25 protein-coding genes are annotated in these 22,405 nt (G+C 71.0%); 11 read left to right on the plus strand and 14 right to left on the minus strand.

Annotated elements, in window-relative coordinates; all coding sequences use genetic code 11:
• Nucleotides 1–2: 2 nt before the first annotated feature.
• From GVN67_RS02670 to GVN67_RS02690, 5 genes are all read left to right on the plus strand, one after another.
• Nucleotides 3–896: an ABC transporter permease gene (locus tag GVN67_RS02670; RefSeq protein WP_159992723.1), complete on the plus strand. Its 894-nt coding sequence runs from the start codon at nt 3–5 to the stop codon at nt 894–896.
• Between the two features lie 185 nt (nt 897–1,081).
• On the plus strand, nt 1,082–2,674 hold the full coding sequence (locus GVN67_RS02675; RefSeq protein ID WP_159992724.1) for an ABC transporter substrate-binding protein: 1,593 nt from the start codon (nt 1,082–1,084) through the stop codon (nt 2,672–2,674).
• 30 nt (nt 2,675–2,704) lie between these two features.
• Nucleotides 2,705–4,138 carry an amidohydrolase family protein gene (locus GVN67_RS02680; RefSeq protein WP_159992725.1) on the plus strand — a complete coding sequence of 478 codons (1,434 nt, stop codon included), beginning with the start codon at nt 2,705–2,707 and terminating at the stop codon, nt 4,136–4,138.
• The gene (locus tag GVN67_RS02685) at nt 4,138–5,139 is read left to right on the plus strand and encodes an ABC transporter ATP-binding protein (protein ID WP_159992726.1); all 1,002 of its coding nucleotides are present in this window, start codon (nt 4,138–4,140) and stop codon (nt 5,137–5,139) included. Before GVN67_RS02680 ends, GVN67_RS02685 begins: the two co-directional genes overlap by 1 nt.
• Nucleotides 5,136–6,206 (plus strand): ABC transporter ATP-binding protein, encoded by a 1,071-nt coding sequence (locus tag GVN67_RS02690; RefSeq protein WP_159992727.1) that lies wholly within the window; start codon nt 5,136–5,138, stop codon nt 6,204–6,206. Before GVN67_RS02685 ends, GVN67_RS02690 begins: the two co-directional genes overlap by 4 nt.
• A gap of 34 nt (nt 6,207–6,240) precedes the next feature.
• Here the strand turns inward: GVN67_RS02690 and GVN67_RS02695 are convergent, their stop codons facing one another.
• From GVN67_RS02695 to GVN67_RS02725, 7 genes are all read right to left on the minus strand, one after another.
• Nucleotides 6,241–6,489, minus strand: coding sequence for a hypothetical protein (locus tag GVN67_RS02695; protein WP_159992728.1), 249 nt, complete (start codon nt 6,487–6,489; stop codon nt 6,241–6,243).
• Nucleotides 6,486–6,893 carry a Nif11-like leader peptide family RiPP precursor gene (locus tag GVN67_RS30420; RefSeq protein ID WP_159992729.1) on the minus strand — a complete coding sequence of 136 codons (408 nt, stop codon included), beginning with the start codon at nt 6,891–6,893 and terminating at the stop codon, nt 6,486–6,488. The genes GVN67_RS02695 and GVN67_RS30420 overlap by 4 nt, the downstream gene beginning before the upstream one ends.
• A 51-nt stretch (nt 6,894–6,944) precedes the next feature.
• Nucleotides 6,945–8,111, minus strand: a complete 1,167-nt coding sequence (lpxB, locus tag GVN67_RS02705) for a lipid-A-disaccharide synthase (protein WP_159992730.1) — start codon at nt 8,109–8,111, stop codon at nt 6,945–6,947.
• Nucleotides 8,108–8,998: a carbon-nitrogen hydrolase family protein gene (locus GVN67_RS02710; protein ID WP_159992731.1), complete on the minus strand. Its 891-nt coding sequence runs from the start codon at nt 8,996–8,998 to the stop codon at nt 8,108–8,110. The genes lpxB and GVN67_RS02710 overlap by 4 nt, the downstream gene beginning before the upstream one ends.
• Nucleotides 8,995–9,594 carry a GNAT family N-acetyltransferase gene (locus GVN67_RS30295; RefSeq protein ID WP_200845098.1) on the minus strand — a complete coding sequence of 200 codons (600 nt, stop codon included), beginning with the start codon at nt 9,592–9,594 and terminating at the stop codon, nt 8,995–8,997. Before GVN67_RS30295 ends, GVN67_RS02710 begins: the two co-directional genes overlap by 4 nt.
• Before the next feature lie 41 nt (nt 9,595–9,635).
• A complete protein-coding gene (locus GVN67_RS02720; RefSeq protein ID WP_159992732.1) occupies nt 9,636–10,274 on the minus strand; it encodes an isochorismatase family protein in 639 nt (212 codons plus the stop codon).
• Between the two features lie 71 nt (nt 10,275–10,345).
• Nucleotides 10,346–11,950 carry an ABC transporter substrate-binding protein gene (locus GVN67_RS02725; RefSeq protein ID WP_159992733.1) on the minus strand — a complete coding sequence of 535 codons (1,605 nt, stop codon included), beginning with the start codon at nt 11,948–11,950 and terminating at the stop codon, nt 10,346–10,348.
• A gap of 250 nt (nt 11,951–12,200) precedes the next feature.
• Between GVN67_RS02725 and GVN67_RS02730 the strand changes: the two genes are divergently transcribed.
• A complete protein-coding gene (locus tag GVN67_RS02730) occupies nt 12,201–12,872 on the plus strand; it encodes a GntR family transcriptional regulator (RefSeq protein ID WP_159992734.1) in 672 nt (223 codons plus the stop codon).
• 81 nt (nt 12,873–12,953) lie between these two features.
• Nucleotides 12,954–14,024 carry a 2OG-Fe(II) oxygenase family protein gene (locus tag GVN67_RS02735; protein WP_159992735.1) on the plus strand — a complete coding sequence of 357 codons (1,071 nt, stop codon included), beginning with the start codon at nt 12,954–12,956 and terminating at the stop codon, nt 14,022–14,024.
• On the opposite strand, the gene GVN67_RS02740 is transcribed toward GVN67_RS02735, so the two are convergent.
• The 3 genes from GVN67_RS02740 to GVN67_RS02750 all read right to left on the minus strand — a co-directional run bounded on the left by GVN67_RS02740 (nt 14,021) and on the right by GVN67_RS02750 (nt 16,287).
• Nucleotides 14,021–14,452 carry a lysozyme inhibitor LprI family protein gene (locus GVN67_RS02740; RefSeq protein WP_159992736.1) on the minus strand — a complete coding sequence of 144 codons (432 nt, stop codon included), beginning with the start codon at nt 14,450–14,452 and terminating at the stop codon, nt 14,021–14,023. The genes GVN67_RS02735 and GVN67_RS02740 overlap by 4 nt on opposite strands.
• Before the next feature lie 93 nt (nt 14,453–14,545).
• The gene (locus tag GVN67_RS02745; protein ID WP_159992737.1) at nt 14,546–15,256 is read right to left on the minus strand and encodes an SDR family oxidoreductase; all 711 of its coding nucleotides are present in this window, start codon (nt 15,254–15,256) and stop codon (nt 14,546–14,548) included.
• Nucleotides 15,257–15,303: 47 nt separating this feature from the next.
• Nucleotides 15,304–16,287, minus strand: coding sequence for a tripartite tricarboxylate transporter substrate binding protein (locus tag GVN67_RS02750; protein ID WP_159992738.1), 984 nt, complete (start codon nt 16,285–16,287; stop codon nt 15,304–15,306).
• Between the two features lie 123 nt (nt 16,288–16,410).
• Here GVN67_RS02750 and GVN67_RS02755 point away from each other — a divergent pair, with 123 nt between their 5' ends.
• Both GVN67_RS02755 and GVN67_RS02760 read left to right on the plus strand, forming a co-directional pair.
• Entirely contained in the window at nt 16,411–17,157 is a 747-nt protein-coding gene (locus GVN67_RS02755) for a GntR family transcriptional regulator (RefSeq protein WP_159992739.1), read from the plus strand.
• On the plus strand, nt 17,154–17,891 hold the full coding sequence (locus GVN67_RS02760; protein ID WP_159992740.1) for an amidohydrolase family protein: 738 nt from the start codon (nt 17,154–17,156) through the stop codon (nt 17,889–17,891). The genes GVN67_RS02755 and GVN67_RS02760 overlap by 4 nt, the downstream gene beginning before the upstream one ends.
• A gap of 235 nt (nt 17,892–18,126) precedes the next feature.
• Here GVN67_RS02760 and GVN67_RS02765 read toward each other — a convergent pair whose 3' ends face one another.
• The 3 genes from GVN67_RS02765 to hisI form a co-directional block, all read right to left on the minus strand.
• On the minus strand, nt 18,127–18,777 hold the full coding sequence (locus GVN67_RS02765; protein WP_159992741.1) for a GPP34 family phosphoprotein: 651 nt from the start codon (nt 18,775–18,777) through the stop codon (nt 18,127–18,129).
• Between the two features lie 165 nt (nt 18,778–18,942).
• Entirely contained in the window at nt 18,943–20,001 is a 1,059-nt protein-coding gene (locus GVN67_RS02770) for a GTP-binding protein (RefSeq protein WP_159992742.1), read from the minus strand.
• Nucleotides 19,991–20,398 (minus strand): phosphoribosyl-AMP cyclohydrolase, encoded by a 408-nt coding sequence (gene hisI, locus GVN67_RS02775; protein ID WP_159992743.1) that lies wholly within the window; start codon nt 20,396–20,398, stop codon nt 19,991–19,993. The genes GVN67_RS02770 and hisI overlap by 11 nt, the downstream gene beginning before the upstream one ends.
• Nucleotides 20,399–20,492: 94 nt before the next feature.
• Here hisI and GVN67_RS02780 point away from each other — a divergent pair, with 94 nt between their 5' ends.
• Nucleotides 20,493–20,984, plus strand: coding sequence for a Fur family transcriptional regulator (locus GVN67_RS02780; protein WP_235034912.1), 492 nt, complete (start codon nt 20,493–20,495; stop codon nt 20,982–20,984).
• A 12-nt stretch (nt 20,985–20,996) separates the two neighbouring features.
• Entirely contained in the window at nt 20,997–21,419 is a 423-nt protein-coding gene (locus tag GVN67_RS02785; protein WP_159992745.1) for a cupin domain-containing protein, read from the plus strand.
• A gap of 36 nt (nt 21,420–21,455) precedes the next feature.
• Here GVN67_RS02785 and GVN67_RS02790 read toward each other — a convergent pair whose 3' ends face one another.
• On the minus strand, nt 21,456–22,334 hold the full coding sequence (locus GVN67_RS02790; protein ID WP_159992746.1) for an NAD(P)-dependent oxidoreductase: 879 nt from the start codon (nt 22,332–22,334) through the stop codon (nt 21,456–21,458).
• Nucleotides 22,335–22,405 lie beyond the last annotated feature (71 nt).

Genomic DNA, 22,405 nt, shown 5'->3' on the forward strand with positions numbered 1-22,405 from the left:
GCATGGCCAGCATCAATTCCGCGGCGGCGGCTGCCGCCACGCCGGTGGCGGCCTCGATGCCGAAGCGCCCGGGCATGCTGAAGCGCCTGCTGCGCGAGCCGGTGGCCGCCATCGCCTTCGTCCTGGTCGTGCTGCTGATCGGCGCGGCGGTCTTCGCGCCCTGGCTGGCGCCGACCGACCCCTTCGACAACGACCTGGCCAATGCCATGGCGGTGCCCGGCACCGACGGGCTGCTGCTCGGCGCCGACAGCCAGGGCCGCAACATGATCACCCGGCTGCTCCACGGCCTGCGCATCACCATGATGATGGGCATGGCCTCGGTGCTGCTGGGCGGCCTGGCCGGCGCCCTGGTCGGCTTCACCGCCGCCTTCTACAACCGCATCGACGGGCTGCTGATGCGGCTGATGGACGTGCTGCTGTCCTTCCCGGCCATCCTGTTCGGCCTGGCCATCGCCGCCATCTTCGGCCCCGGCGTGCCGGCGGTGGTGCTGGCGCTGTCGGTCGCGACCGTGCCGCTGATGGCGCGCATCGTCCGCGGCGCCGCGCTGGTCGTCATGCGGATGGACTATATCGAGGCGGCGCGCTCCACCGGCATGGGCGACGTGCGGCTGATCCTGCATCACCTGGCGCCTAACTGCCTGTCGCCGATCTTCGTCTTCGCGACCTTGCGCTTCGGCCAGGTGATCCTGCTGGGCTCGGCGCTGTCCTTCCTCGGCCTCGGCGCGCAGCCGCCGCTGGCCGAGCTCGGCGCCATGGCCTCCGAGGGCCGCAACTTCCTGTTCTTCGCCCCGCATATCGCGGTCATCCCCTGCGTGCTGATCTTCGTGGTGGTGCTGGCCTTCAACGTGCTGGGCGACGCGCTGCGCGACGCGCTGGATCCCCGCCTCCGCAGCTGATTTTTCTGTCGGTTTGGTCCGCCTGCCCGTGGACCGGACCCCTCCAGCTTTCCGGCGGTGCTTCCCCGAGCGCCGCCGGCACCAGGGTCAATAAGGCCCGGACGGTATTGCGCGGCCCGCGCGGGTGGGCCCGACCCTTCAGCTAGAACGGATCCCTCGGACGAGGGACCCGCAGGAGAGGCTTGATGAAGAAGACCCTGGCGGCAGCCCTGCTGTCGCTGGCCGCGGCTGTGCCCGCGGCCGATGCCCTGGCGCAGGCCGCCCCGCGCGACACCCTGGTCGTGCTGCGCGAATACGATGCCGACCGCTACGACCCGGCGCGCTCCACCGCGCGCAGCGCCGGCGAGGTCATCTACATGATGTCCGACACGCTGGTCTCGCTCGACTTCGACCAGAAGACCGTGCGCCCGGGCCTGGCCGAGAGCTGGACCGTCAGCCCGGACGGCAAGCTCTACACCTTCAAGCTGCGCCAGGACGTCACCTTCTGCGACGGCAAGAAGATGACCGCGGCCGACGTCGTCTACACCATCAACCGCTGGATCGCGCCCGAGACCCGCAGCCCGGTGCGCTGGCGCGCCGGCCCGGTGAAGGAGGTCCGCGCCGTCGACGCCTACACCGTCGAATACGAGCTGACCGAGCCCTTCGGCGAGCTGCTCTACCAGCTGACGCTGTTCTTCGCCTCCGTCGTCGATCGCGACAATGTCGAGAAGCTGGGCGCCAATTTCGGCGTGCAGGGCTTCAACGGCACCGGCCCCTATTGCTGGGCCAGCTGGACGCCGCGCCAGGACATGGTGCTGACGCGCCACCCGAACTACACCTGGGGCCCGCCGATCTACCAGAACCGCACGCCGCAGATCGGCCGCGTGATCTGGCGCATCATCCCCGAGGCGAACACCCGCCTCGCCGCGCTGCAGACCGGCCAGGGCGACATCACCCAGTATGTGCCGCCCTTCGCCGTGGCGCAGCTGCAGCGGGTGCCGACCGTCAAGGTGGTGACCCAGCCGAACTATTTCTGGGACTTCTTCCTGGGCTTCAAGGTCGACAAGCCGGTCGTCAACGACCCCGTCATCCGCCGCGCCATCAACATGGCGATCAACCGCGAGGCGATGGTCAAGGCGGTGTTCTTCGGCGCGGCGCAGCCGGCCGACGGCTATCTGAACCCGAACACGCTGGGCTACGACGCCGAGGCGGCCAAGCTGGTGCCGGGCTATGACCTCGAGGCGGCGAAGAAGCTGCTCGACGAGGCCGGCTGGGTGGCGGGGCCCGATGGCATCCGCTTCAAGGATGGCGAGCGCGCCTCCTTCAACGTCTATGGCATCCAGAACGCCGAATGGCGCCGCATGACCGAGGCGATGCAGGCCGACCTGCGCCGCGCCGGCATCGAGCTGCGCATCCAGCTGTGGGATGCCACGGTGGCCTGGGGCAAGCTGGCGACGCAGGAATTCGACAGCTTCGTCATGTCCTATCCGTATATCTCGGCGACCGACGGCTTCGCGCTCTACTTCGACGGCGCCAACCGGCCGACGCCGAACCGGATGAACTGGAACGACGCGCGCACCAACGAGCTGCTGGCCGCCGCCAAGACCAGCCTGACGCCCGAGGCCCGTGCCGCCGCCATCGGCGAGGCGCAGCGCATCATCGCGCAGAACAACGTCTGGTTCCCGATCGCGCGGGAGAGCCTCTACGTGGCCTCGGCCCAGCGGGTCGAGGGCGCGCGGGCGCACGGCATCTACGGGGCGGGCCTCTACAAGGGCCTCGACCTGCGGCTGACGCGCTAAGCTAGAACAAGAAGAAGGAAGGGCAGGGACATGGCCACCACCGTCATCCGCAACGCAGACCTGGTGATCGCCTGGGATGCGACCGAGAAGCAGCACCTCTATCTCACGGATGCGGAGGTGGCCTATCGCGATGGCCAGATCACCTTCGTCGGCCGCGGCTATGACGGCCCGGCGGACGAGGTGATCGACGGGAAGGGCATGATGGTCATGCCCGGCCTGGTGAACATCCACTGCCACCCTTCGTCGGAGCCGATGAACAAGGGGCTGATCGACGAGATCGGCTCCCCCGGCCTGTATAATTCTTCGCTCTACGAATACATGCCGATCTTCCGCGCGGATGCGGAGGCGGTGCCCTCCTGCGTCCGCGTCGCCCTGTCGGAGCTGCTGCTCTCCGGCGTGACGACGGTCGCCGACCTGTCCATGGCGCATCCCGGCTGGCTCGACCTGCTGGGCGAGAGCGGCATGCGGGTCTGCATCGCGCCGATGTTCCGCTCGGCGCGCTGGGCCACCAAGAACGGCCACACGGTCGAATATGCCTGGGACGAGGCCGCCGGCGAGAAGTCGATGACCGAGGCCTTCAGCCTGATCGAGCGCGCCGAGCAGCACCCCTCGGGCCGCCTGTTCGGCATGGTGGTCCCGGCGCAGATCGACACCTGCTCCGAGACCCTGCTGCGCGAAAGCTTCCAGGAAGCCACGAAGAAGAACCTCTCCTGGCAGATCCACGCGGCGCAGAGCGTGCACGAGTTCCACGAGATCACCCGCCGCAGCGGCTTCACGCCGATCGGCTGGCTCGACAGCATGGACCTGCTCTCCGAGCGCTCCATCATCGGCCACGGCATTTTTCTCGACGATCACCCGCGGACCAAGTGGCACACCGAGAACGACCTGGACCGCCTCGCGGCCACGGGCACGACGGTGGCGCATTGCCCGACGGTCTTCGCCCGCCGCGGCATCGCCATGCGGTCCTTCGGCCGCTACCGCAAGCGCGGCGTCAACATGGGCGTCGGCACGGATACCTACCCGCACAACATGCTGGATGAGCTGCGGCTGGTCTCCTACCTGGCGCGGACCCAGTCCGAGGACCCGCGCAGCCTGACCTCGACCGACCTGTTCGACGCTGCCACCATCGGCGGCGCGACGGCGCTGAACCGCGACGATATCGGCCGGCTTGCCCCCGGCTGCCGCGCGGATTTCGTCATGGTCGATGTGACGCATCCGCAGATGCGCCCCTCCCGCGACCCGATGCGCAGCCTGATCTACGCCGCCGGCGACCGGGCGATCCGCTCGGTGCATGTCGACGGCCAGGCGGTCGTGCGCGACGGCAAGGTGCTGACCATGGACTACGAAGGTGCCGCGGCGCACCTCGATGAAGCCCAGAAGCGGATCATCGCGCGGGCGCCGCAGCAGGACTGGGCGCATCGCCCGGTCGACAAGATTTCCCCTCCCACTTTCCGATGGGCGTGATGCAGCCGGATCTTCTGCGTATCGAAGGCCTTCGCACGGTCTTCAAAACCTCCTCCGGCCTGGTGCGTGCCGTGGACGGCATCGATCTTTCGGTCCCCCGCGGCCGGACGCTGGGCATCGTCGGCGAGAGCGGCTGCGGCAAGTCGATGCTGTCGCTCTCGATCATGCGGCTGGTGCCGCCGCCGGGCAAAACCACCGAAGGCCGCGTGCTGCTGGAGGGCCGCGACCTGCTGCAGCTCTCCACCAGCGAGATGCGGCGGGTGCGCGGCGGCCAGATCGCCATGATCTTCCAGGAGCCGATGACCTCGCTGAACCCGGTGCACAGCATCGGCCGCCAGCTGGTCGAGGCGATGAAGGTGCATTCCGGCCATCTTTCGGCCAGCGACCTGCGCGACAAGGGCATCGCCGCGCTGAAGCGCGTCCGCATCCCCTCGCCCGAGCGGCGCTTCGACGAGTATCCGCACCAGCTCTCGGGCGGCATGCGCCAGCGCGTCATGATCGCCATGGCGCTGGCCTGCGAGCCGCGGCTGCTGATCGCCGACGAGCCGACCACGGCGCTCGACGTCACCGTGCAGGCGCAGATCCTCGACCTGCTGCGCGAGCTGCAGGCGGAGACGGGGATGTCGATCATCCTGATCACCCATGACCTGGGCGTGGTCGCCGAGATGGCCGACGAGGTGGCGGTGATGTATGCCGGCCGCGTCGTCGAGCGCACCACGGCGCGCGAATTGTTCGACGACCCGCAGCACCCCTACACGCTGGGGCTGCTCGGCTCGGTGCCGCGGCTCGACGAGGAGCGCGACCGGCTGCTGGCGATCGACGGCTCGGTCCCGCCGCCCTTCGCCTTCCCGCCCGGCTGCCGCTTCAACCCGCGCTGCCCCTTCGCGATCGGGCCCTGCCGCAGCGACCTGCCGCCGCTGCGCGAGATCGTGCCCGGCCACGAGGCCGCCTGCCTGCGCGCGCCGGTCGAAAACTCGCTGGCGATGGAGTTCCCGGCATGAGCACCCCCCTGCTGGAAGTGACCGGCCTGCAGAAGCACTACCCGGTCAAGAAGGGCATCGTGCTGCAGAAGCAGGTCGGCGCGGTGAAGGCGGTCGACGGCGTCTCCTTCACCGTCAACCGCGGCGAGACCCTGGCGCTGGTGGGCGAGAGCGGCTGCGGCAAGTCGACCACGGCGCGGCTGGTGCTGCGGCTGATCGAGCCCACGGCCGGCACCATCCGCTTCGACGGCCAGGACGTCACCAAGGTCACCGGCGGCGCCATGCGGGCGATGCGCCGGCGCATGCAGATCGTCTTCCAGGACCCCTATGCCTCGCTGAACCCGCGGCTGACCGTGGGCGACGCCATCGCCGAGCCGATGGCGGTGCATGGCGTCGGCAATGCCGCCAGCCGCGCCGCCAAGGTGCAGGAGCTGCTGCGGCTGGTCGGCCTGCAGCCCTTCCATGCCGACCGCTACCCGCATGAATTCTCCGGCGGCCAGCGCCAGCGCATCGGCATCGCCCGCGCGCTGTCGGTGGAGCCGGAGCTGGTGGTCTGCGACGAGCCGGTCTCGGCGCTGGACGTCTCGATCCAGGCGCAGGTGGTCAACCTGATGAAGGACCTGCAGGCGCGGCTCGGCCTGTCTTATCTTTTCATCGCGCATGACCTGGCGGTCGTGAAGCACATGGCCGACCGCATCGCCGTCATGTATCTGGGCGCGGTGATGGAGATCGGCACCAAGCGCGCGCTCTTCGCCAATCCGCGGCATCCCTACACGCGGGCGCTGCTGGCGGCGATCCCGCATCCCGATCCGGCGCGGCGCGGGCGGGTGACGCCGCTGGGCGGCGACGTGCCCAGCCCGATGGCGGTGCCGCCGGGCTGCCGCTTCCACACCCGCTGCCCCTTCGCGCAGGAGCGCTGCCGCATCGAGGTGCCGCAGCTGCGCCCGCTCGGCGAGGGCCAGCAGGTGGCCTGCCACTTCTCCGAGACGCTGCCGGATGCCGGGCTCGACTATACCGGCGGCCTGACCGAGGCGGCGACGCGGCGCCTGGCGCTGTACGACGCGGCGCGCCGCAAGGCGGCGGCCTGACAGGCGCGGGCCGGGGGGATCGCCCCGGCCCGGCTCAGCCGGCGGTGAAGACCGTCAGCGGGAAGGCCGCGCCGCCGGCCAGCCCGTCCAGCTGCTCCGCCGACATCTCGCCCTGGCGCGACAGGATCCAGCTCTGCACCGCGCGGCGGTCGATGCCATAGCCGGCGGCGCGGGCATGCAGGATGGCCTCGTCCAGGGTGACGCCGGGGCGGGTCATGGCGGCGCGCAGCGCCAGCTGGCCCTCGAGCTCGGCCAGCAGGCGGTCGATCTCGGCATGGCTCACTTGTTGAACATCGGCTGATCCAGCAGGTCGCCGCCGGACAGCCGGTCGAGCTCCTCGGCCGAGAGCTCGCCCTCGCGCGCCGCCAGGAAACGCTGCGCCTCCTCGGCGTCGATGGCATAGCCGGCGGCCTGGGCGGCGGCGACGCCCTGGGCCAGGGTCAGGCCGGGGGCCGAGAGGCTGGCCTGCAGCGAGGGGTTCTGCGGCAGCTCCTGCAGCAGGCGTTGCAGCTCGGTCATGGCGGGGCTCCTGGGGCTGGCGGGAAGGCAGGCGGCCTCGAAGAAGGCGCGGGCGCTGGCAGGCTCGATCGCGCAGCGCAGGGCAGGCCGCGCCGGCGCCGGCGCGGCGCCCGGCGCGGGGCGCGCGGGCAGGCGGGTCAGCAGGCGGTCGTTGCGGGCGGCGATCATGAGCGCAGCCTAGCCAGGGCGGGGCCGGATGTCCCCGCCGCGCCGTCTCAATCACGCGACGTTCTGTCTCGCATCCAGCATCTCCAGCACGGCGGCGGCGGCGGCGGCGCTGGGCTTGCCCTCGGCCGGTCGCAACAGGCCGAGGACGCGGGCGAAGCCTTCGCGCTGCGCCGCGGCGGCGGCCGGGTCGGTCAGCAGTTGCGTCAGGCAGGCCGAGAGCAGCGCCGGGGTGCAGCGCTCCTGCAGGAATTCCGGAATGACCGGGGCATCGGCCAGCAGGTTCACCAGGCTGACGTGCTGCACCTTGACCAGCCGGCGGACGATGGCGGCGGTGATCGGATTGACCCGGTAGCCGACGGCCATCGGCACGCCGGCCAGCGCCACCTCGAGCGACGAGGTGCCCGACTTGATCAGCCCGGCGCCGTTCTCCCGGGCCGCGGCATAGGCGTCGAATTTCTCGCCGATCTCCTCGACCAGGATCGGCGCCGGGTGCCAGCTGGCCGCCGCGGCGCGCACCGCCTCGGCGACCGGGCCGGCGATGGGGACAACGGGGCGCAGGCCGGGCACGGCGGCCTCTGTCAGGCGCAGCGCTTCGCCGAAGACCGGCAGCAGGCGGCCGACCTCGCTGCGGCGGCTGCCGGGCATGACCAGCACCACGCGCTCCTCCGGCGCCAGCCCGTGGCGGGCGCGGAAACGGGCGGCATCGCCCTGGTCGGCGCCCGATTCCAGGATGGAATGGCCGACGAAGCGCACCGGGATGCCGGCCCCCTCGAAGAAGGGCGCCTCGAAAGGCAGCAGCGCCAGGATGCGGTCGACCTGGGTCGCGATCTTCTTCACCCGGCCCTGGCGCCAGGCCCAGACCTGGGGGGCGACGTAATGCAGCACCGGGATGCCGAGCGGCTTCGCCCGCGTCGCCACCCGCAGCGTGAAGCCCGGGCTGTCGATGGTGACGATCAGCGCCGGGCGCCGGGCCGCGATATCGGCCACCGTCTGGTCCAGCCGCCGCGACAGGTTTCTGATGTTCGGCAGGACCTCGAGCAGGCCCATCAAAGCGAGCTCGCGCATCGGGAAGAGGCTGGCAAAGCCGTGCTCGGCCATGCGCTCGCCGCCGATGCCGGCGAATTCCAGCCCGGGGCGCGCCTCGCGCAGCGCCGCGATCAGCCGGGCGCCCAGCGCGTCGCCCGAGGCCTCGCCGGCCACCAGATAGACCAGGGTCATGCGAAGGCCGCCGGCTGGGCCGCGCCGAAGCGCTGCTGCGGCCAGTCGCGGTGGTTGAAGACGGCGCCGTCGCGGCGGACGCTTTCGATGCGGGCGGGGTCGAGCTCGGCGAAGACCCATTGCGCCGCGTCGAGCCTGCCTTCCGTCACCACGCCATCCTTGGCGAAGCCGCGATCGACCGGGCCATAGACGCCGGCGAGGCCTCGGTTGACGTCGAGCGCCGCCGACCAGGGCGCCTCGCCCACGGTCGCGCAGATGGCGACGAAGCACTGGTTCTCCAGCGCCCGCGCCTGGGCCGAGATGCGGATGCGGTTGAAGCCGTGCAGCGTGTCGGTGCAGCTGGGCACCAGCACCAGCCAGGCGCCGGCCTCGACCTGGCGGCGGACATGCTCGGGGAATTCGCTGTCATAGCAGACCGAGATGCCGATGCGGCCCCAGGGGGTGTCGAAGACCGCGGGCGCGGCGCCGGGGGAGACGCCCCAGCGCTCGGCCTCGAAGCGGGTCATGGCGTGCTTGTCCTGGAAGGCCAGGCGGCCCTCCGGGTCGATCAGCGGCGCCCGGTTGATGATTTTTCCGTCGCCGCTGCGCATGGCGAGCGTGCCGGGCTGCAGCCACAGCCCATGGCGGCGGGCGGCGGCGCGCATTTCCTCGAGGATCGCGGGGGCGGCATCGACCATGGCGGAGAGCTCCTCCGCCTCCTCCGCAGGCGCCTTGCCCACCAGCGCGGCGCCGAGCTCGACCGAGGCGTATTCCGGCAGCACCGCCAGATCCACCCCCTGGGCGCGGGCCTCGGCCAGCCAGCGGTCCAGCTTCTTCCCCCAGTCAGGGATGCTGGCGGGACGCTCCACGGGATATTGCAGCAGGCCGAGGCGCAGCGGGCGGGTCATGCGAGGGCCTTATGCCAGAAGTCGAGGCGGTGCTCTTTTTCGGATGCCTCGCCGGGACCCTTCCAGGACATGCGGCAGGAGACGCCCTCCAGCGGCGCGTAGCCGCGCTTGGCCCAGAAGCCGTTCAGCGGGGTGTAATCGGCCGGCTTGCGCGGATCGGCCGGGTCGCGGGCGACGGCGCAGAAGGTGGTGCGGGACAGGCCCAGGCTGGCGGCATGCGCCTCGCGCCGGCGGAAGAATTCCACGCCCGCGCCGCGGCCACGATAGGGGCTCAGAAGAACGCTCTCGCCGAAATAGCAGTAGGCGGCGGGGTCGAGGGCAGCGGCGGTGAAGGCGTTCCGCACCGTGGCATGGGTCCCGGCCATGGGCTCGCAGGTGGCGGCGCCGACCGGGGTGTCGCCGTCGAAGCAGGTGATCACCGCGGCGCCCGGCGAGGCGGCATAGGTCGCCAGGTAGCGCTGCTCATAGGCTTCGTCGCCCGCGTAGAGATAGGGCCAGTCGCGGAAGACGGCGATGCGCAGCCGGGCCAGGTGCGGCAGCCAGGGCTGCAGGCCATCGCCGCGCAGCGTCTCGAAGCGGAGGGGGGAGGGCGCCATGGCCTCCCCGATAGCGCAATCCGGGGAGGCTTGCGAGCGGGTCAGTCGGGCTGGTTGCGGGCGCGCCAGCGGTGGATCTCGGCGATGGCGGTGGCGCTGTCGATGATGTCGGCGTAGCGGCGGCCGACATCGCGCAGGTTCACCGCGTGGCTTTCGGGGTCGTGGTCGCCGACGCAGTCCTCGGCGACGAAGGTGCGGAAGCCCAGCGAGAAGCAGTCGTTGACGCTGGCGCGGACGCAGCCGCTGGTGATGCAGCCGGCGACGATGACGCTGTCGACGCGCTCGCGGGTCAGGATGGCGGCGGCGGGGGTGGCGAAGAAGATCGAGGGGGCGGATTTCACCAGCACCACGTCCGGGTTTTCCGCGGCGATGCGCGGGTCGAGTTCGGCCTCCGGCGAGCCGGGGGCGAAGTCCTTGACGGCCGCGATCTTCCAATGGGGTGCGGCGCGGGGGCTGTCATAGGCGTTGACGCAGGCGATGACGGGCAGGCCGGCGGCCTTGGCGGCGCGGATCAGGGGGATGGTGTTCTGCACCGCGCGGTCGACCATGGCGGCGCCGCCCATGGGAAAGGCCGGGTCGGTGAAGCCGCGCTGGAAGTCGACGACGACCAGCCCCGGCTTCGCCCCGAAGCCCAGGGTGATCGCCCCATACCCCCGTTGCGCATAGACATCCGCTGCCATTCCGGCACCCCGCTGTTAAGGAATAGAAAGAAGATGGGGGTCTGGGGGAATTCTTTCCCCCAGCCTTTGTCTTATGCTTTTTCCAGGTTCCAGAAGAACTGCACGGGCGACAGCACCATGCCCTTCAGGTTGTTGCGGAAGGCCATAGGCTGTTCGACCAGTCCGCCGGGCACATAGGGCACGGTCTCGAAGGCGCGTTTTTCCATCTCCGCCGCGATGGATTTCTGCCGGTCGGTGTCGGCGGTCGCGAGCCACTGGTCGCGCAGCCCTTCCAGGGTCGGGTCTTCCGGCCAGCCGAACCAGGCGGTCGCCCCGTTCGCCCGCACCAGCGGGTGCAGCGCCGGGTTGAGCGTGTCGGCGCAGGACCAGAGGGTGTGGAAGACCGACCAGCCGCCCTGGTCGGGGCCGCCGCGGTTGGCGCGCTTGCCGATGAAGCTGGCCCAGTCGGTGGAGATGAGCTCGACATTCATGCCCAGCTTCTGCAGCAGGGCCTGGGTGACGAGGGACTGGTTGTAGGCGATGGGCTGGTCGGCCGGCGCCAGCAGCACGACTTTCTCGTTGGCGTAGCCGGCGGCCTTCAGCATCGCCTTGGCGGCTTCCAGGTCGCCCTTCATGGCCTCCGCCCCGCCGGCGCCTGAGGACATGGGCGAGCCCGGCGTGAAGAAGGTCTTTGCCTGCCTGTAGTAGTCGGGGCTGCCGACGACGGCCTGCATATAGTCGTCCTGCTTCACCGCCATCATCACCGCGCGGCGGATGCCCGGGTTGTTGAAGGGCGGCTGCAGGTGGTTGAAGCGCATCAGCAGGAACAGGCCGAGCGGCACGTTCTGGATGGTGATGTTGCGGTCGCGCTTGAGGACGGGCAGCAGGTCGACGGGCGGCTGCTCGTACCAGTCGACCTCGCCCTGGACGAGCGCGCCGACGGCGGCGGCGGGCTCGGTCAGCGCCAGCCATTCGATGCGGTCGATCTTGGCCACCTTGCCGCCGGCGGCCCAGGAGGGGGTTTCCTCGCGCGGGACGTATTTGTCGAAGCGGGTGTAGATGGCGTTCTGCCCCGGCACCCATTCGCGCTGCTGGAAGGCCCAGGGGCCGGAGCCGATGGCTTCGGCGATCGGCTTGGAGGCGTCCGCCGAGGCGATCCGCTCCGGCATGATGAAGGGCACGTTGGACGAGAGTTTTCCCAGCGCATCCGGCAGCAGGGGAAACGGCTTCTTCAGGTTGATCCGGAAGGTGCGGGCGTCGACCGCCGCATAGCTTTCGACAAACGTCGCAAAAGTCTGGCCGAAGGCGTCGCGCTTCGACCAGCGCTGGATCGAGGCGATGCAATCCGCCGCCCCCACCCGCTGGCCGTCATGGAAGGCCAGCCCGTCGCGCAGGTGGAAGGTCCAGGACAGCTGGTCGGGTGCCGTCTCCCAGGCCTGCACCATCTGCGGGCGGATCTGGAAATTGGCGTCGGTGGCGAAGAGCGTGTCGTAGATCAGGTAGCCATGGTTGCGGATGACGTAGCTGGTGGCGACGATCGGGTCGAGCGAGGGCAGCGGCGTCGAGGGGATGAAGCGCAGCGTCGCGCTGCGGCTGGCGGCCGTGCCCTGGGCGCGGGCGAAATGCGGGGTGGCGAGGCCCCCCGCGGCGGCAAGGCCGGCTGCCCCGGCAAGCAGGTGGCGACGGTGAAGCGTCATCGGGGAACTCCTCGGCGGGCCGGCGACGGCCAGGGCTCGTGATGGTTCAGCAAGGAATGGGTAGCAAAAATCAGGCCGGGCAGGGTGGCGATGGCGCGGTTTCGCGCCGCGGTCGTCTCAGGACGGTAGAATTTATACAATCTATTCGTCAACAATGTCGGCGGGGCTGACAGCGCCCCCGGCGGCCGATACACCGCCGCCCCAGGACAGAACGCCCGCCCAGGCCGCCCAAGGCCCGACAGGAGACCGCATGACCACCCTGAAGCACCGCACCGTCTCGGCCGCGCTGCTGGAGGAAATCCGACGCCGCGTGCTGGACGGCAGCTATCCGGCCGGCAGCCAGCTGCGCCAGGACATGCTGGCCGAGGAATTCGGCGTCAGCCGGATCCCGGTGCGCGAGGCGCTGTTCCAGCTGGAGGCGGAGGGCTTCGTCCGCATCTCGCCGCACAAGGGCGCGACGGTCGCCGCCCTGTCGATCGCCGAGCTGGAGGAGGCCTTCGAGCTGCGCGCGCTGCTGGAGCCGCGGCTGCTGCGGCATTCGGCGCCGGCGCTGACCGAGGCCGATTTCACGCGGATCGAGACGGTGCTGGCCGATTATTCCCAGGCGCTGGCGGCGCGCGACACGGCGCGCTGGGGCGAGCTGAACACGGTGCTGCACCTGGCGCTGTACAGCCGCGCCGGCAAGCCGCGCACCGAGGCGCTGGTGGCCAGCCTGCTGCAGGAATGCGACCGCTACACCCGGCTGCAGCTGTCGACCGAGCCCGCCAGCCTGCAGCGTGCCGACAGCGAGCACCGGGAGCTGGTGCGGCTGTGCCGCGCCGGCCAGGCGCGGGAGGCCGGGCTGCTGCTGAAGGCGCATGTCGAGCATGTCGGGCGGGCGTTGGCGGTGTTCCTGCGCGAGCAGGGGAAGGTGTCGGGCTGACCGGCCTTCGGGTGGATCGGCTGACGCCGAGTTCATCCCGGCGCGATGGCGCCGTCAGCAGGGGTGGTGCAGAAGCGGGGCATGTCCATGGCCTCCGCTGCTCCCTCCGCCCGTCCTGGCCCCGCGCCGCTGATCGCCGGCGACCTGCTGCCGCCGATCGCCCTGCCGGATGCCGAAGGCCAGGCCTTCGACCTGTTCCACCAGAGCCTGGCCGGGCTGCATCTGCTGCTGATCCTGGGCCGGGCGCCCGGGGCCGAGCGCCTCGCCGCCATCGAGGCCGCGGCCAGCGCGCGCCAGGGCCGCGTGGTCGTGATCACCGGCGCCAGGCCCGACGGCGCCCGGCGCGGCAGCGGCCCGGTGCGGCTGTTCGACCCGGAGCGCCGCTTCTTCGCCGCGCTGGGTGTCGCCGACAACGCCGTCGCCGTGCTGTCGCCGCGCGGCCGGCTGGCCTTCCTGCGCGGCGGCGAAGGCGCGCTGGAGATGGCGCTGGACCTGCTGCCCGAAGCGCCGCCGGCACCGACGGAAATCCGCCGCACGGGCGCGCCGGCGCTGCTGATCCCCGGCGTGCTGGAGCCCGATTTCTGCGCGACCCTGATCGCGCATTGGAAGAAAGGCGAGAAGACGCGTGACCGCGTCGCCTCCGCCGAAGGCGCGGCCGGGGCGGCGCAGCAGATCAAGCGGCGCAGCGATGTCTGGCTGGACGATGCCGCGCTCTACGCCACCTATCGCCAGCGGCTGGAGCGGCGCGTGCTGCCGGAGCTGTGGCGCGCCTATCGCTTCCGCGCCGCCAGCTTCGAGGCGCCGCGCATCGGCTGCTACGCGGCCGAGGACCGGGGCGGCTTCGGCGCGCATCGCGACAACCGCACCCCCTTCACCGCGCATCGCCGCTTCGCCATGAGCCTGAACCTGAACACGGGGGCCTATCGCGGCGGCGCGCTGCGCTTCGCCGAGTTCGGGCCCGAGCTCTACGAGCCCGAGGCCGGCGGCGCCGTGCTGTTCTGCTGCGACCTGATGCACGAGGCGCTGCCGGTGACCGAGGGCGAGCGCTTCGCCATCTTCACCTTCCTGACCGATGCCGAGGGCGCGCGGCAGGAGCAGGCGCTGATCGCCCAGCGCCAGGCCGCCGGCGAGCGCGGCGTGGCGGTGCGTTAGTCGAGGAAGTCTTTCTTCAGCTGCTCCAGGCCGCGGTTGCGGGCGACGAGGTGCTTCACCGCGCAATCGGCCGAGGCCAGGGACTGGGCATTGCCGTCGCCGAAGACCGTCTCCAGCAGGCGGCAATCGGCGGCGACATAGCTTTCCCAGGCGGATTGCCCGTCCTCCAGCAGCTTCGCCGCCGCCGGATAGTCGGTGCCCAAGGGGCCGGGGCGCGCCAGCCTGGCGCGCAGGGCGCCGAGCAGGCGGGCCTGCTGCGCCATCGCCTGCTCCTCGGCCTCGCCATAGCATTGCGCGGATTCGAGGCCGCCCTGCGCGGCGCGCAGGCAGCGCGACAGAGCGACATCGGGCGCCGGCGGCGTCGCGGCCGCGGCCGGCAGGGCGGCCGCGATCAACAGCGGGATGGCACGGATGGCAAAGCGGATCATGGGCGGCGGGCTCGTCGGTGGATCGGGCGCGCAGTCCAGGCCCGCGGCGCCACGCCGGCAAGGCCGGCGGCCATCACCTCCGCGTGCGAGAAATCACTCGGCGTAGATCATCTTCCGCGTCATGCCGCCATCGGACAGGAATTCGGCGCCGGTGACGAAGCCCGCCTCGGGGCCGGTCAGGAAGGCGACAAGGGAAGAAATGTCTTCGGCTTTCCCGACGCGGCCGGCGGGGTGCTGCGCGTGGTCCTTGGCGCTGAGCGCGCTGGCCTGGACGTCGATCCACCCCGGGCTGACGCAGTTGACGCGGATCGCCGGGCCGAGGCTGACCGCCAGCGCATGGGTCAGCGCCAGCAGCCCGCCCTTGCTGGCCGAATAGGATTCGGTGTTGGGCTCCGACTGATGCGCGCGGCTGGAGGCGATGGTGACGATGCTGCCCTTCGCCGCCGCCAGCATTCTTTCGGACGCCTTGGCCAGCAGGAAGGCGCTGGTCAGGTTGATGTCGAGCACGCGGCGCCATTCGGCGAGGCTGAGTTCCGCGATCGGCTTGCGGATCATGATGCCGGCATTGCAGACCAGCGCGTCCAGCCTGCCTTCTTCCCGTTCGATGCCGGCGACCAGGGCGTTCACGGCTTCCTCGTCGCCCATGTCGGCGATGACGTGGCGGCTGCCGCTATCCCCCGGCTTGATGTCGGCGGTGACGACGCGCCAGCCGTCGCGCTTCAGCCGGGCGGCGATGCCGGCGCCGATGCCCTGCGCCGCGCCGGTCACCAGGGCCACTCTTTGGTCGGATGCTGTGCTGCTCATGATGCCGGGAATAATGCGTGCGGCGCCCGGCCGCACGCATCACGTTTTCAGTCGATGGTGACGCCGGCCTCGCGGATCAGCGTCGCCATGCTCTCGCGCTGCTGCTTCAGGAAATCCCCGAAAGGCGCGGGGTCGCTGCCGACGGCCAGCGCCCCCATGGTCTCCAGCCGCTGCGCCACGGCCGGGTCGCGCAGCGCCGCCAGCACCGCCTGGTGCAGCACCTGCCGCACCGGGTCCGGCGTGCCGGCCGGCGCGTAGAAGCCGTTCCACTCGTTCAGCTCATAGCCGGCGAAACCCTGCTCGGCGATGGTCGGCACCTCGGGCAGGGCGGCGATGCGGGTCGCCGTGGTGACGCCATAGGGTGTGACCTCGCCGGTGCGCGCCAGCACCGCCGAGGACGAGACGGTGCCGAAGACGAAGGCCAGGTTGCCCGCCAGCAGGTCCTGCAGCGCGACGCCGCCGCCGCGATAGGGGACATGCACCATCTCGATGCCGGCGCGCTTCAGGAAGGCCACCGCCGCCAGATGCGCCGCCGTGGCATTGCCCGAGGAGCCATAGGCCAGCTGGCCCGGCTTCGCCTTCGCCTCGGCGATGAAGGCGGCCAGCGTCTTCGCCGTCGCGCCCTTCGGCCCGATCATGATCTGCGGCAGCAGCGTCACCTGGCTGATCGGCGCGAAGGCGGTGGCGTAGTCGAAAGGCAGCCGCGGCAGCACCGCCGGGTTCGACACATGCGCCAGCGCGTCCAGCATGACGGTATGGCCGTCGGCGGGGGCGCGGGCGACCTCGGCCGCGCCGATCGAGCCGCCGGCGCCGGGCCGGTTCTCCACCACCACCGGCTGGCCCAGGAAGGCGGCCATGGGCGGCGCCAGCAGGCGGGCCGTGATGTCGGCGCCGCCGCCCGGGGCATAGGGGGCGACCATGCGCACCGGCCGGGTCGGGCGCCAGTCGGCGGCGCGCGCGGCACCCGGCATCGCCAGCGGAACGAGACCGGAAGCCAAGGCCGGAAGGGCGCGGCGGGTAACGGAAGGCATGCGCGATCCTCGATCAACGACGTGATATTGCGGGAGCGTATTTCTTTCCTCTGGTCCTGTATAGGACTGATCGGCTGCAGGGGCTGGAGAATCTTTCCCCGATATGCTTCGCTGCGGCATCCCATGAACGATGCCGCCGTCCTCGCCACCGACCCCCGCCTGCCGCTGCATGCGCGGCTGCGCGATGCGCTCGCCCGCCGCCTCGCCGCCGGCGAATGGCCGCCCGGCACGGCGCTGCCCGCCGAAAGCCGCTTGGCGCTGGAATATGGCGTGGCGCTGGCGACCATGCGCCGGGCGCTCGGCCATCTCGGCCAGGAAGGTCTGGTCGAGCGCCGCCAGGGCCGCGGCACCTTCAGCCGCCAGGCCCGCGCGGCCACCAGCATGCTGCGCTTCTTCCTGCTCAGCCACGCGGATGAAGGCAGCGGCGCCATCCTGCCGGAAAGCCGCGTCGTCGCCGGCGGCCCCGGGCCCTTGCCCGACGAGGTCGCCGCCCGCCTCGGCCGCGCCCCCGGCAGCCCGGGCCTGGGGCTGGAGCGGCTGCGCTACTGGGGCGGCGAAGCGCTGCTGTCGGAGACCATCCACCTGCCGCTGCCCGAGGCCGCCCCGCTGCTCGACCTGCCGCTCGAGGATTATGGCGCGCTGCTCTACCCGTTGATGGCCGCCCGCTGCGGGTTGTCAGTGGTGCGGGTGGAGGACGAGGTCTCGGTCGGCCGCGCCAGCGCGCCGGTGGCCTTCGCCCTTGGCCTGCCGGTCGGCGAGCCGGTCATCCTGGTCAGCCGCATCGCCTTCGACGCCGCTGGCCGCCCGATCGAGACCCGCATCGCCCGCGGCCGCGCCGACCGTTTCCGCTACCGCGCGAGCGCCACATGACCCCGATCTTCGACGCGCACTTCCATACGTTTGACCCGCGCTTCCCCGCCCCAGGCAACGACGGCTATCAACCCCCCGTCTTCGACGTCGCCCAGTACCGCGCCGCCACCGAGAAGCTGGGCGTCACCGGCGGCGTGCTGGTCGCCGCCTCCACCCATGGGCTGGACCCGGCGCCGCTGCTGGCGGCATTGGAAGAACTCGGCCCCGGCTTCGTCGCCGTGGCCGCCGCCGACCCGCGCATGACCGATGCCGAGCTGCGCGCGCTGGCCCGCCGGCGGGTGCGCGGCATCCGCTTCAACCTGTATCGCGGCATGAGCGACGGGGTGGCAGAATCCCTCGACCTCGCCGACCGCGCCCATGCCGCCGCCGGCCTGCACGCCCAGCTCTATGCGGATTTCTCGACGCTCGCCCCGTATCGCGCCCGCCTGCTGGCCATGGCCCCGCGCCTGGTCATCGACCACCTCGGCATGACCGAGGCCAGCCTGCCCCTGGTGCTGGAACTCGCCGCCGCTGGCGCCCGCGTGAAAGCCACCGGCTTCGGCCGTGTCGAACTGGCGGTGGCCCCCGCCTTGACCGCCATCGCGGGGGTCGCCCCCGGCGCGCTGCTCTTCGGCACCGACCTGCCGTCGACACGGGCGCGCCGGCCCTTCGAGGTCGCGGATATCGATCTGCTGCGGGGGATCGCCGGAGAGGATGCATTCAGGAAGAATGCGGAAGAGATCTACGAAGTATAGGAAAAGGCCAGGGGAATGAATTCCCCTGGACCCCATCTTTTTTCTGTCAGGCTGCCGCTGCCTCCCGACCAGGCGGGACACGCTACTCAGGCGCCCCGCCGTGATGCCCTGGCAACGCCCGTGTTCAGGCGCAGGTCGTCAAACGGCCGGTGACAGAAAAGAATGATGGGCTCGGACGTATACGTCCGAGGGGGGAAGAATTCATTCTTCCCCCAACTTCTTCAGACCGCTGTCTTCACATCATCGGCGCGTAGCGCGCCACTTCCGTGAAGATGTCGCGCACCGCGTCGGACAGGGTGCGGTTCAGCTCTTCCAGGTTGGCGACCTGGTCGATGCGGGTCTGGGCGCGGTCCAGCTCGGCCGGGGCCAGCAGCAGCGGGAACAGGCCGGCGGCGCGGGTCAGGCCGATCAGCAGCGAATCGCGCGGGTCGGGGATTTCGTCGTTGAAGATCACCGCCATCAGGCGGGCCTTCACCTCGCGCTCTTCCTTGTCCGAGATCACCGGGTAGCGGCGCTCGGAGAAGAACCACAGGAAGCGGCCTTCCTCCAGCTTCAGCACGCCGCGCTCGACCAGCCGGTCGAAATACAGGTCGCGGTAGCGGTCGGCGTCCTTCGCCAGGGTCTCGATCCACCAGCGGCTGTCATGCGGCTCGGACTCGGCCATGATCTGCTGGACCACGCCGTCCAGCACCTTGTCGCCGGTGGGGCGGGTGTCGCCGACGAACAGGCGCTGGGGGTCGGTGTCGATGCGGTTGGCCAGCGCCAGCTCCGCCAGGATGGCGCCGGCCAGGGCATAGTCGCCCGAGGGGGCGGCGCGATCGATCAGCCGGCCGGTCTCGTCATCGAGCGTGAGCAGGAGGATTTCCTCCGGCATGGTCAGCGACATCGGGGCGCACTCCGCTCTGGGTTGTGGTCGTTCGGCGGAAGGGAAGCGCGCGGAACCCGGCGCGTCAATCACCGCGGACCCGCCAGCGGCGGGACGGCGAAAATAATGAGACATAAATGGGGGTTAGGGCGCGGGGTTGGCCACCCCCGCGCCGGGCCCTGGGCGTCAGCGCCGGGTGATGGCGGCCTCGCCCTCGGCGGCCTGGCAGAAGGCGGCGAGGCCCTCCTCCACCACGCTGCGCGGCAGGTCGCGCAGGATGAAGACCAGGCGGGATTCGCGCGGCGCGCCCGCGGGCCAGGCGGGCAGGGGGGTGGGGCGGTGCCAGGTGCCCTGCACGCCATGGATCACCACCGGGGTGTCCTGCCCGGCGAGGTCGAGGATGCCCTTCACCCGCAGGACCGAATCGCCGCGGGTGGCGGTCAGCATCTCCAGCCAGGTGGCCAGCCCCGCCCAGGGCAGCGGCTTGTCGAAGCGCAGGCAGAAGGCCTGGATGCGGGCGTCGTGCCGGTTCGGGTCGTGGTGATGGTGGTGGCCGTGATGGTGATGCGGCGCGTCCCAGGCGGCGGGGTCGAGCCAGGCGGCCAGGTCCGGGTGGCGCTTCGACGGGTCGAAGGGGCCGCAATCCAGGATCGCCGCCGGGTCGACCGCGCCATCGGTCGCGGTGACGGGCGTGACACCCGGGTTCAGCGCGCGCAGCCGCCCGGTCAGGGCGGCGACGGCCTCGGGGGTGGCGAGATCCGACTTGGTCAGCAGCAGCCGGTCGGCCACCGCCACCTGGCGCTGCGCCTCGACCTGGGCGTCCAGCGTCGCCATGCCGGCCACCGCATCGACCAGGGTGACCACGCCGTCCAGCACGAAGTGCCGCTGCGTCGCCGGGTCGGCGATCAGCGTCTGCAGGATCGGCAGCGGGTCGGCCAGCCCCGTGGTCTCGATGATCACGCGGCGGATCGGCTGGCCGTCGCGGGCGCGCTGCACCAGCCCCGCCAGGGCCCCGGCCAGGTCGCCGCGGATGGTGCAGCACAGGCAGCCGGCCTGCAGCAGCACGGCGTCGCCATCCAGCGTCTCGACCAGCAGGTGGTCCAGGCCGATCTCGCCGAACTCGTTGATCAGCACCGCGGTGCCGGCGAGCTCGGGCTGGCGCAGCAGCCGGTTCAGCAGCGTGGTCTTGCCGGCGCCGAGGAAGCCGGTCAGCAGGGTGACCGGGATCAAGCGCTCAGCGGCCATAAAGCACCGCCGGGTCGACCTCGGGCGCGGCGATGGGGACCAGCTCGCCCTCGCGCAGCGCCTGGTAGAAGCAGGACCGCCGCCCGGTATGGCAGGCCACCCCCTTCTGCTCGACCACCGCCAGGATGGTGTCGCCGTCGCAGTCCAGCCGCAGGTCGACCAGCTGCTGCATCTGCCCCGAGGTCTCGCCCTTGCGCCACAGCGCGTTGCGGCTGCGGCTGAAATAGACGACACGTCCGGTGGCCAGCGTTTCTTCCACCGAGGCCGCGTTCATCCAGGCCATCATCAGCACCTCGCCGGTGGCATGGTCCTGGGCGATGGCGGGCACCAGGCCGGCCTCGTTGAAGCGGGTGGCGGCCAGGAAGCGGGCGCGGGCGGCGGGATCGGCGACCGGCATGGGGGCGGCTCCTCAAATCAGGTTCGGTTACTATATAACGCAGGTGCGGCAGAGGAGAGAGGGCATGGCGGCAGGTCAGGGTAGTGCGACGGAAATGACCCGTGCCTTGGACGCGGCGGCGGCGCGCTGCCTCCGTTCGGGCGCCCAGCTGACCGAGCTGCGCCGCCAGGTGCTGGCCCTGGTGCTGGAGACCGACCAGCCGCTGGGCGCCTATGCGCTGCTGGACAAGCTGAAGGCGCAGCGGCCGGGGGCGGCGCCGCCCACCGTCTATCGCGCGCTCGATTTTCTTCTCGAGCAGGGGCTGATCCACAAGGTGGAGCGGCTGAACGCCTTCATCGGCTGCGTCGAGGCCGGGCACGACCATGGCCACGGCCATGACCACGCGCATGAGCATGGCCACCAGTTCCTGATCTGCGGCGGCTGCGGCGCCACCATCGAGCTCAGCGACCATGCGGTGGCGCACGCGCTGGCGGATGCGGCGCGGCGGGTCGGCTTCCAGCTGCGCAAGACCACGGTCGAGGCCGAGGGTTTTTGTGCCGCCTGCCTGGCTTCCGGGGCAGGCGCCGCCGCCGGCGCGCCGGCCTGAGGGGGGGCGCGCATGGCCGAGACCATCGACTTCGGGTCGTTTTCCCTGCGCTTCCTGCGCGACAAGCATGCGACCGGCGGCAGCCTCGACATGTTCGAGCTGATCCTGCAGCCCGGGGGCCGCATGCCGGTGCCGCACCACCATGAGAGCTGGGAGGAGACGGTCTATGGCCTGTCCGGCAGCTTCCGCTACACGGTGGAAGGCGTCGACCACGACATCGGCCCGGGCGACAGCCTGTTCGTCCCGCGGGGGAAGGTGCATGGCTTCAGCAATCCGAGCGGGGCGGAGGCGCGCTGCCTCTGCGTGCTGACGCCGGGCGTGCTGGGGCCCGAATACTTCCGTGAACTGGCCGCGCTGCTCACCGGCGGCGGCAAGCCGGATCCCGCGAAGGTGCGGGAGATCATGCGGCGCCACGGGCTGGTGCCCGCGGCCTGACGCGGGGGGCACATCGTGCCCCCCCCCTGGCAGAAATTACTTTTTCAGAAGCGCCGCCAGCTGCGGCACGTAGTCCTGGCCATGCCCCTCGGCGACGATGCGGTCGAGGATGCTGCTGACCGCGCCGGCAATGCCGCGCTCGACGCCCGAGGCGGTGGCGGCCTGGTTGTAGTAGCTCAGGTCCTTGGCCGCGTTGCTGATGTAGAAGGGCACCGAGGACGGGTCGCCGTTCAGCAGGAAGGGCGAAATCCGCTGCAGCGCGGCGCCGCCGCCGCCGCCCTGGGCCAGGACGTCGACCAGGGTCTGCATCGACAGGCCGGCCTTCTCGCCATGCGCGCCGACCTCGGCCAGCAGCGCGATGAAGCCGAGCGAGACGTAGTTGTGCATCAGCTTCATCAGGTGGCCCGCGCCGACGCCGCCGATATGGGTGATGTTCTCCGAGAAGGTCTCGAGCAGCGGGCGCAGCCGCTCCAGCAGAACAGCCTCGCCGCCGATCAGCAGGTTCAGCGTGCCGGCGCGGGCATGCTGCGGCAGGCGGGTCATGGCGGCGTCGAGGAATTCGCCGCCGGCGGCCTGGATGGCGGCGGCCATGCGGGCGCTGGACTCCGGCAGCGCGGTCGAGCAGTCGACCACCACCGTGCCGGGGCGGAGATTCTCGATGACGCCGCCGGGCCCGGCCAGGATCGCCTCGACCTGGGGCGAGCCGGTGACGCAGAGCACGATGACCTCGGCCGCCTTGGTCACCTCGGCGATGCTGCCGGCGGAGGTGGCGCCCATCGCCTTCAGGTCGTCCACCGGCTGGTTGCCGGGATGGTCGAGCAGGGTCAGCGCATAGCCGGCATGGGCGATGTTCCAGGCGATGCCGTGGCCCATCAGGCCGATGCCGATCATGCCGATGGCGGGCTTCTTGCTCATGGTCGCTCCACGTCTCTTTTGCAGTGCAGCACGCGAAGCGCGCTGGCGAAGGCGCGCAGCATAGACCCGTG

Origin of the sequence: Roseomonas sp. 18066 (genome assembly GCF_902706185.1) — a bacterium.
GTDB lineage: Bacteria > Pseudomonadota > Alphaproteobacteria > Acetobacterales > Acetobacteraceae > Pseudoroseomonas.

Excerpts from the sequence above, each read along its gene's own strand:
- GVN67_RS02740 (WP_159992736.1), bottom strand. The coding sequence starts at position 14,452 with ATGATCCGCTTTGCCATCCGTGCCATCCCGCTGTTGATCGCGGCCGCC.
- GVN67_RS02670 (WP_159992723.1), top strand. The coding sequence starts at position 3 with ATGGCCAGCATCAATTCCGCGGCGGCGGCTGCCGCCACGCCGGTGGCG.
- GVN67_RS30295 (WP_200845098.1), bottom strand. The coding sequence starts at position 9,594 with ATGGCGCCCTCCCCCCTCCGCTTCGAGACGCTGCGCGGCGATGGCCTG.
- GVN67_RS02720 (WP_159992732.1), bottom strand. The coding sequence starts at position 10,274 with ATGGCAGCGGATGTCTATGCGCAACGGGGGTATGGGGCGATCACCCTG.
- GVN67_RS02745 (WP_159992737.1), bottom strand. The coding sequence starts at position 15,256 with ATGAGCAGCACAGCATCCGACCAAAGAGTGGCCCTGGTGACCGGCGCG.
- GVN67_RS02790 (WP_159992746.1), bottom strand. The coding sequence starts at position 22,334 with ATGAGCAAGAAGCCCGCCATCGGCATGATCGGCATCGGCCTGATGGGC.
- GVN67_RS02750 (WP_159992738.1), bottom strand. The coding sequence starts at position 16,287 with ATGCCTTCCGTTACCCGCCGCGCCCTTCCGGCCTTGGCTTCCGGTCTC.
- GVN67_RS02680 (WP_159992725.1), top strand. The coding sequence starts at position 2,705 with ATGGCCACCACCGTCATCCGCAACGCAGACCTGGTGATCGCCTGGGAT.
- GVN67_RS02785 (WP_159992745.1), top strand. The coding sequence starts at position 20,997 with ATGGCCGAGACCATCGACTTCGGGTCGTTTTCCCTGCGCTTCCTGCGC.
- GVN67_RS02725 (WP_159992733.1), bottom strand. The coding sequence starts at position 11,950 with ATGACGCTTCACCGTCGCCACCTGCTTGCCGGGGCAGCCGGCCTTGCC.
- hisI (WP_159992743.1), bottom strand. The coding sequence starts at position 20,398 with ATGCCGGTCGCCGATCCCGCCGCCCGCGCCCGCTTCCTGGCCGCCACC.
- GVN67_RS02710 (WP_159992731.1), bottom strand. The coding sequence starts at position 8,998 with ATGACCCGCCCGCTGCGCCTCGGCCTGCTGCAATATCCCGTGGAGCGT.
- GVN67_RS02675 (WP_159992724.1), top strand. The coding sequence starts at position 1,082 with ATGAAGAAGACCCTGGCGGCAGCCCTGCTGTCGCTGGCCGCGGCTGTG.
- GVN67_RS02770 (WP_159992742.1), bottom strand. The coding sequence starts at position 20,001 with ATGGCCGCTGAGCGCTTGATCCCGGTCACCCTGCTGACCGGCTTCCTC.
- GVN67_RS02735 (WP_159992735.1), top strand. The coding sequence starts at position 12,954 with ATGTCCATGGCCTCCGCTGCTCCCTCCGCCCGTCCTGGCCCCGCGCCG.
- GVN67_RS30420 (WP_159992729.1), bottom strand. The coding sequence starts at position 6,893 with ATGATCGCCGCCCGCAACGACCGCCTGCTGACCCGCCTGCCCGCGCGC.
- lpxB (WP_159992730.1), bottom strand. The coding sequence starts at position 8,111 with ATGACCCTGGTCTATCTGGTGGCCGGCGAGGCCTCGGGCGACGCGCTG.
- GVN67_RS02730 (WP_159992734.1), top strand. The coding sequence starts at position 12,201 with ATGACCACCCTGAAGCACCGCACCGTCTCGGCCGCGCTGCTGGAGGAA.
- GVN67_RS02765 (WP_159992741.1), bottom strand. The coding sequence starts at position 18,777 with ATGTCGCTGACCATGCCGGAGGAAATCCTCCTGCTCACGCTCGATGAC.
- GVN67_RS02780 (WP_235034912.1), top strand. The coding sequence starts at position 20,493 with ATGACCCGTGCCTTGGACGCGGCGGCGGCGCGCTGCCTCCGTTCGGGC.
- GVN67_RS02755 (WP_159992739.1), top strand. The coding sequence starts at position 16,411 with ATGAACGATGCCGCCGTCCTCGCCACCGACCCCCGCCTGCCGCTGCAT.
- GVN67_RS02685 (WP_159992726.1), top strand. The coding sequence starts at position 4,138 with ATGCAGCCGGATCTTCTGCGTATCGAAGGCCTTCGCACGGTCTTCAAA.
- GVN67_RS02690 (WP_159992727.1), top strand. The coding sequence starts at position 5,136 with ATGAGCACCCCCCTGCTGGAAGTGACCGGCCTGCAGAAGCACTACCCG.
- GVN67_RS02760 (WP_159992740.1), top strand. The coding sequence starts at position 17,154 with ATGACCCCGATCTTCGACGCGCACTTCCATACGTTTGACCCGCGCTTC.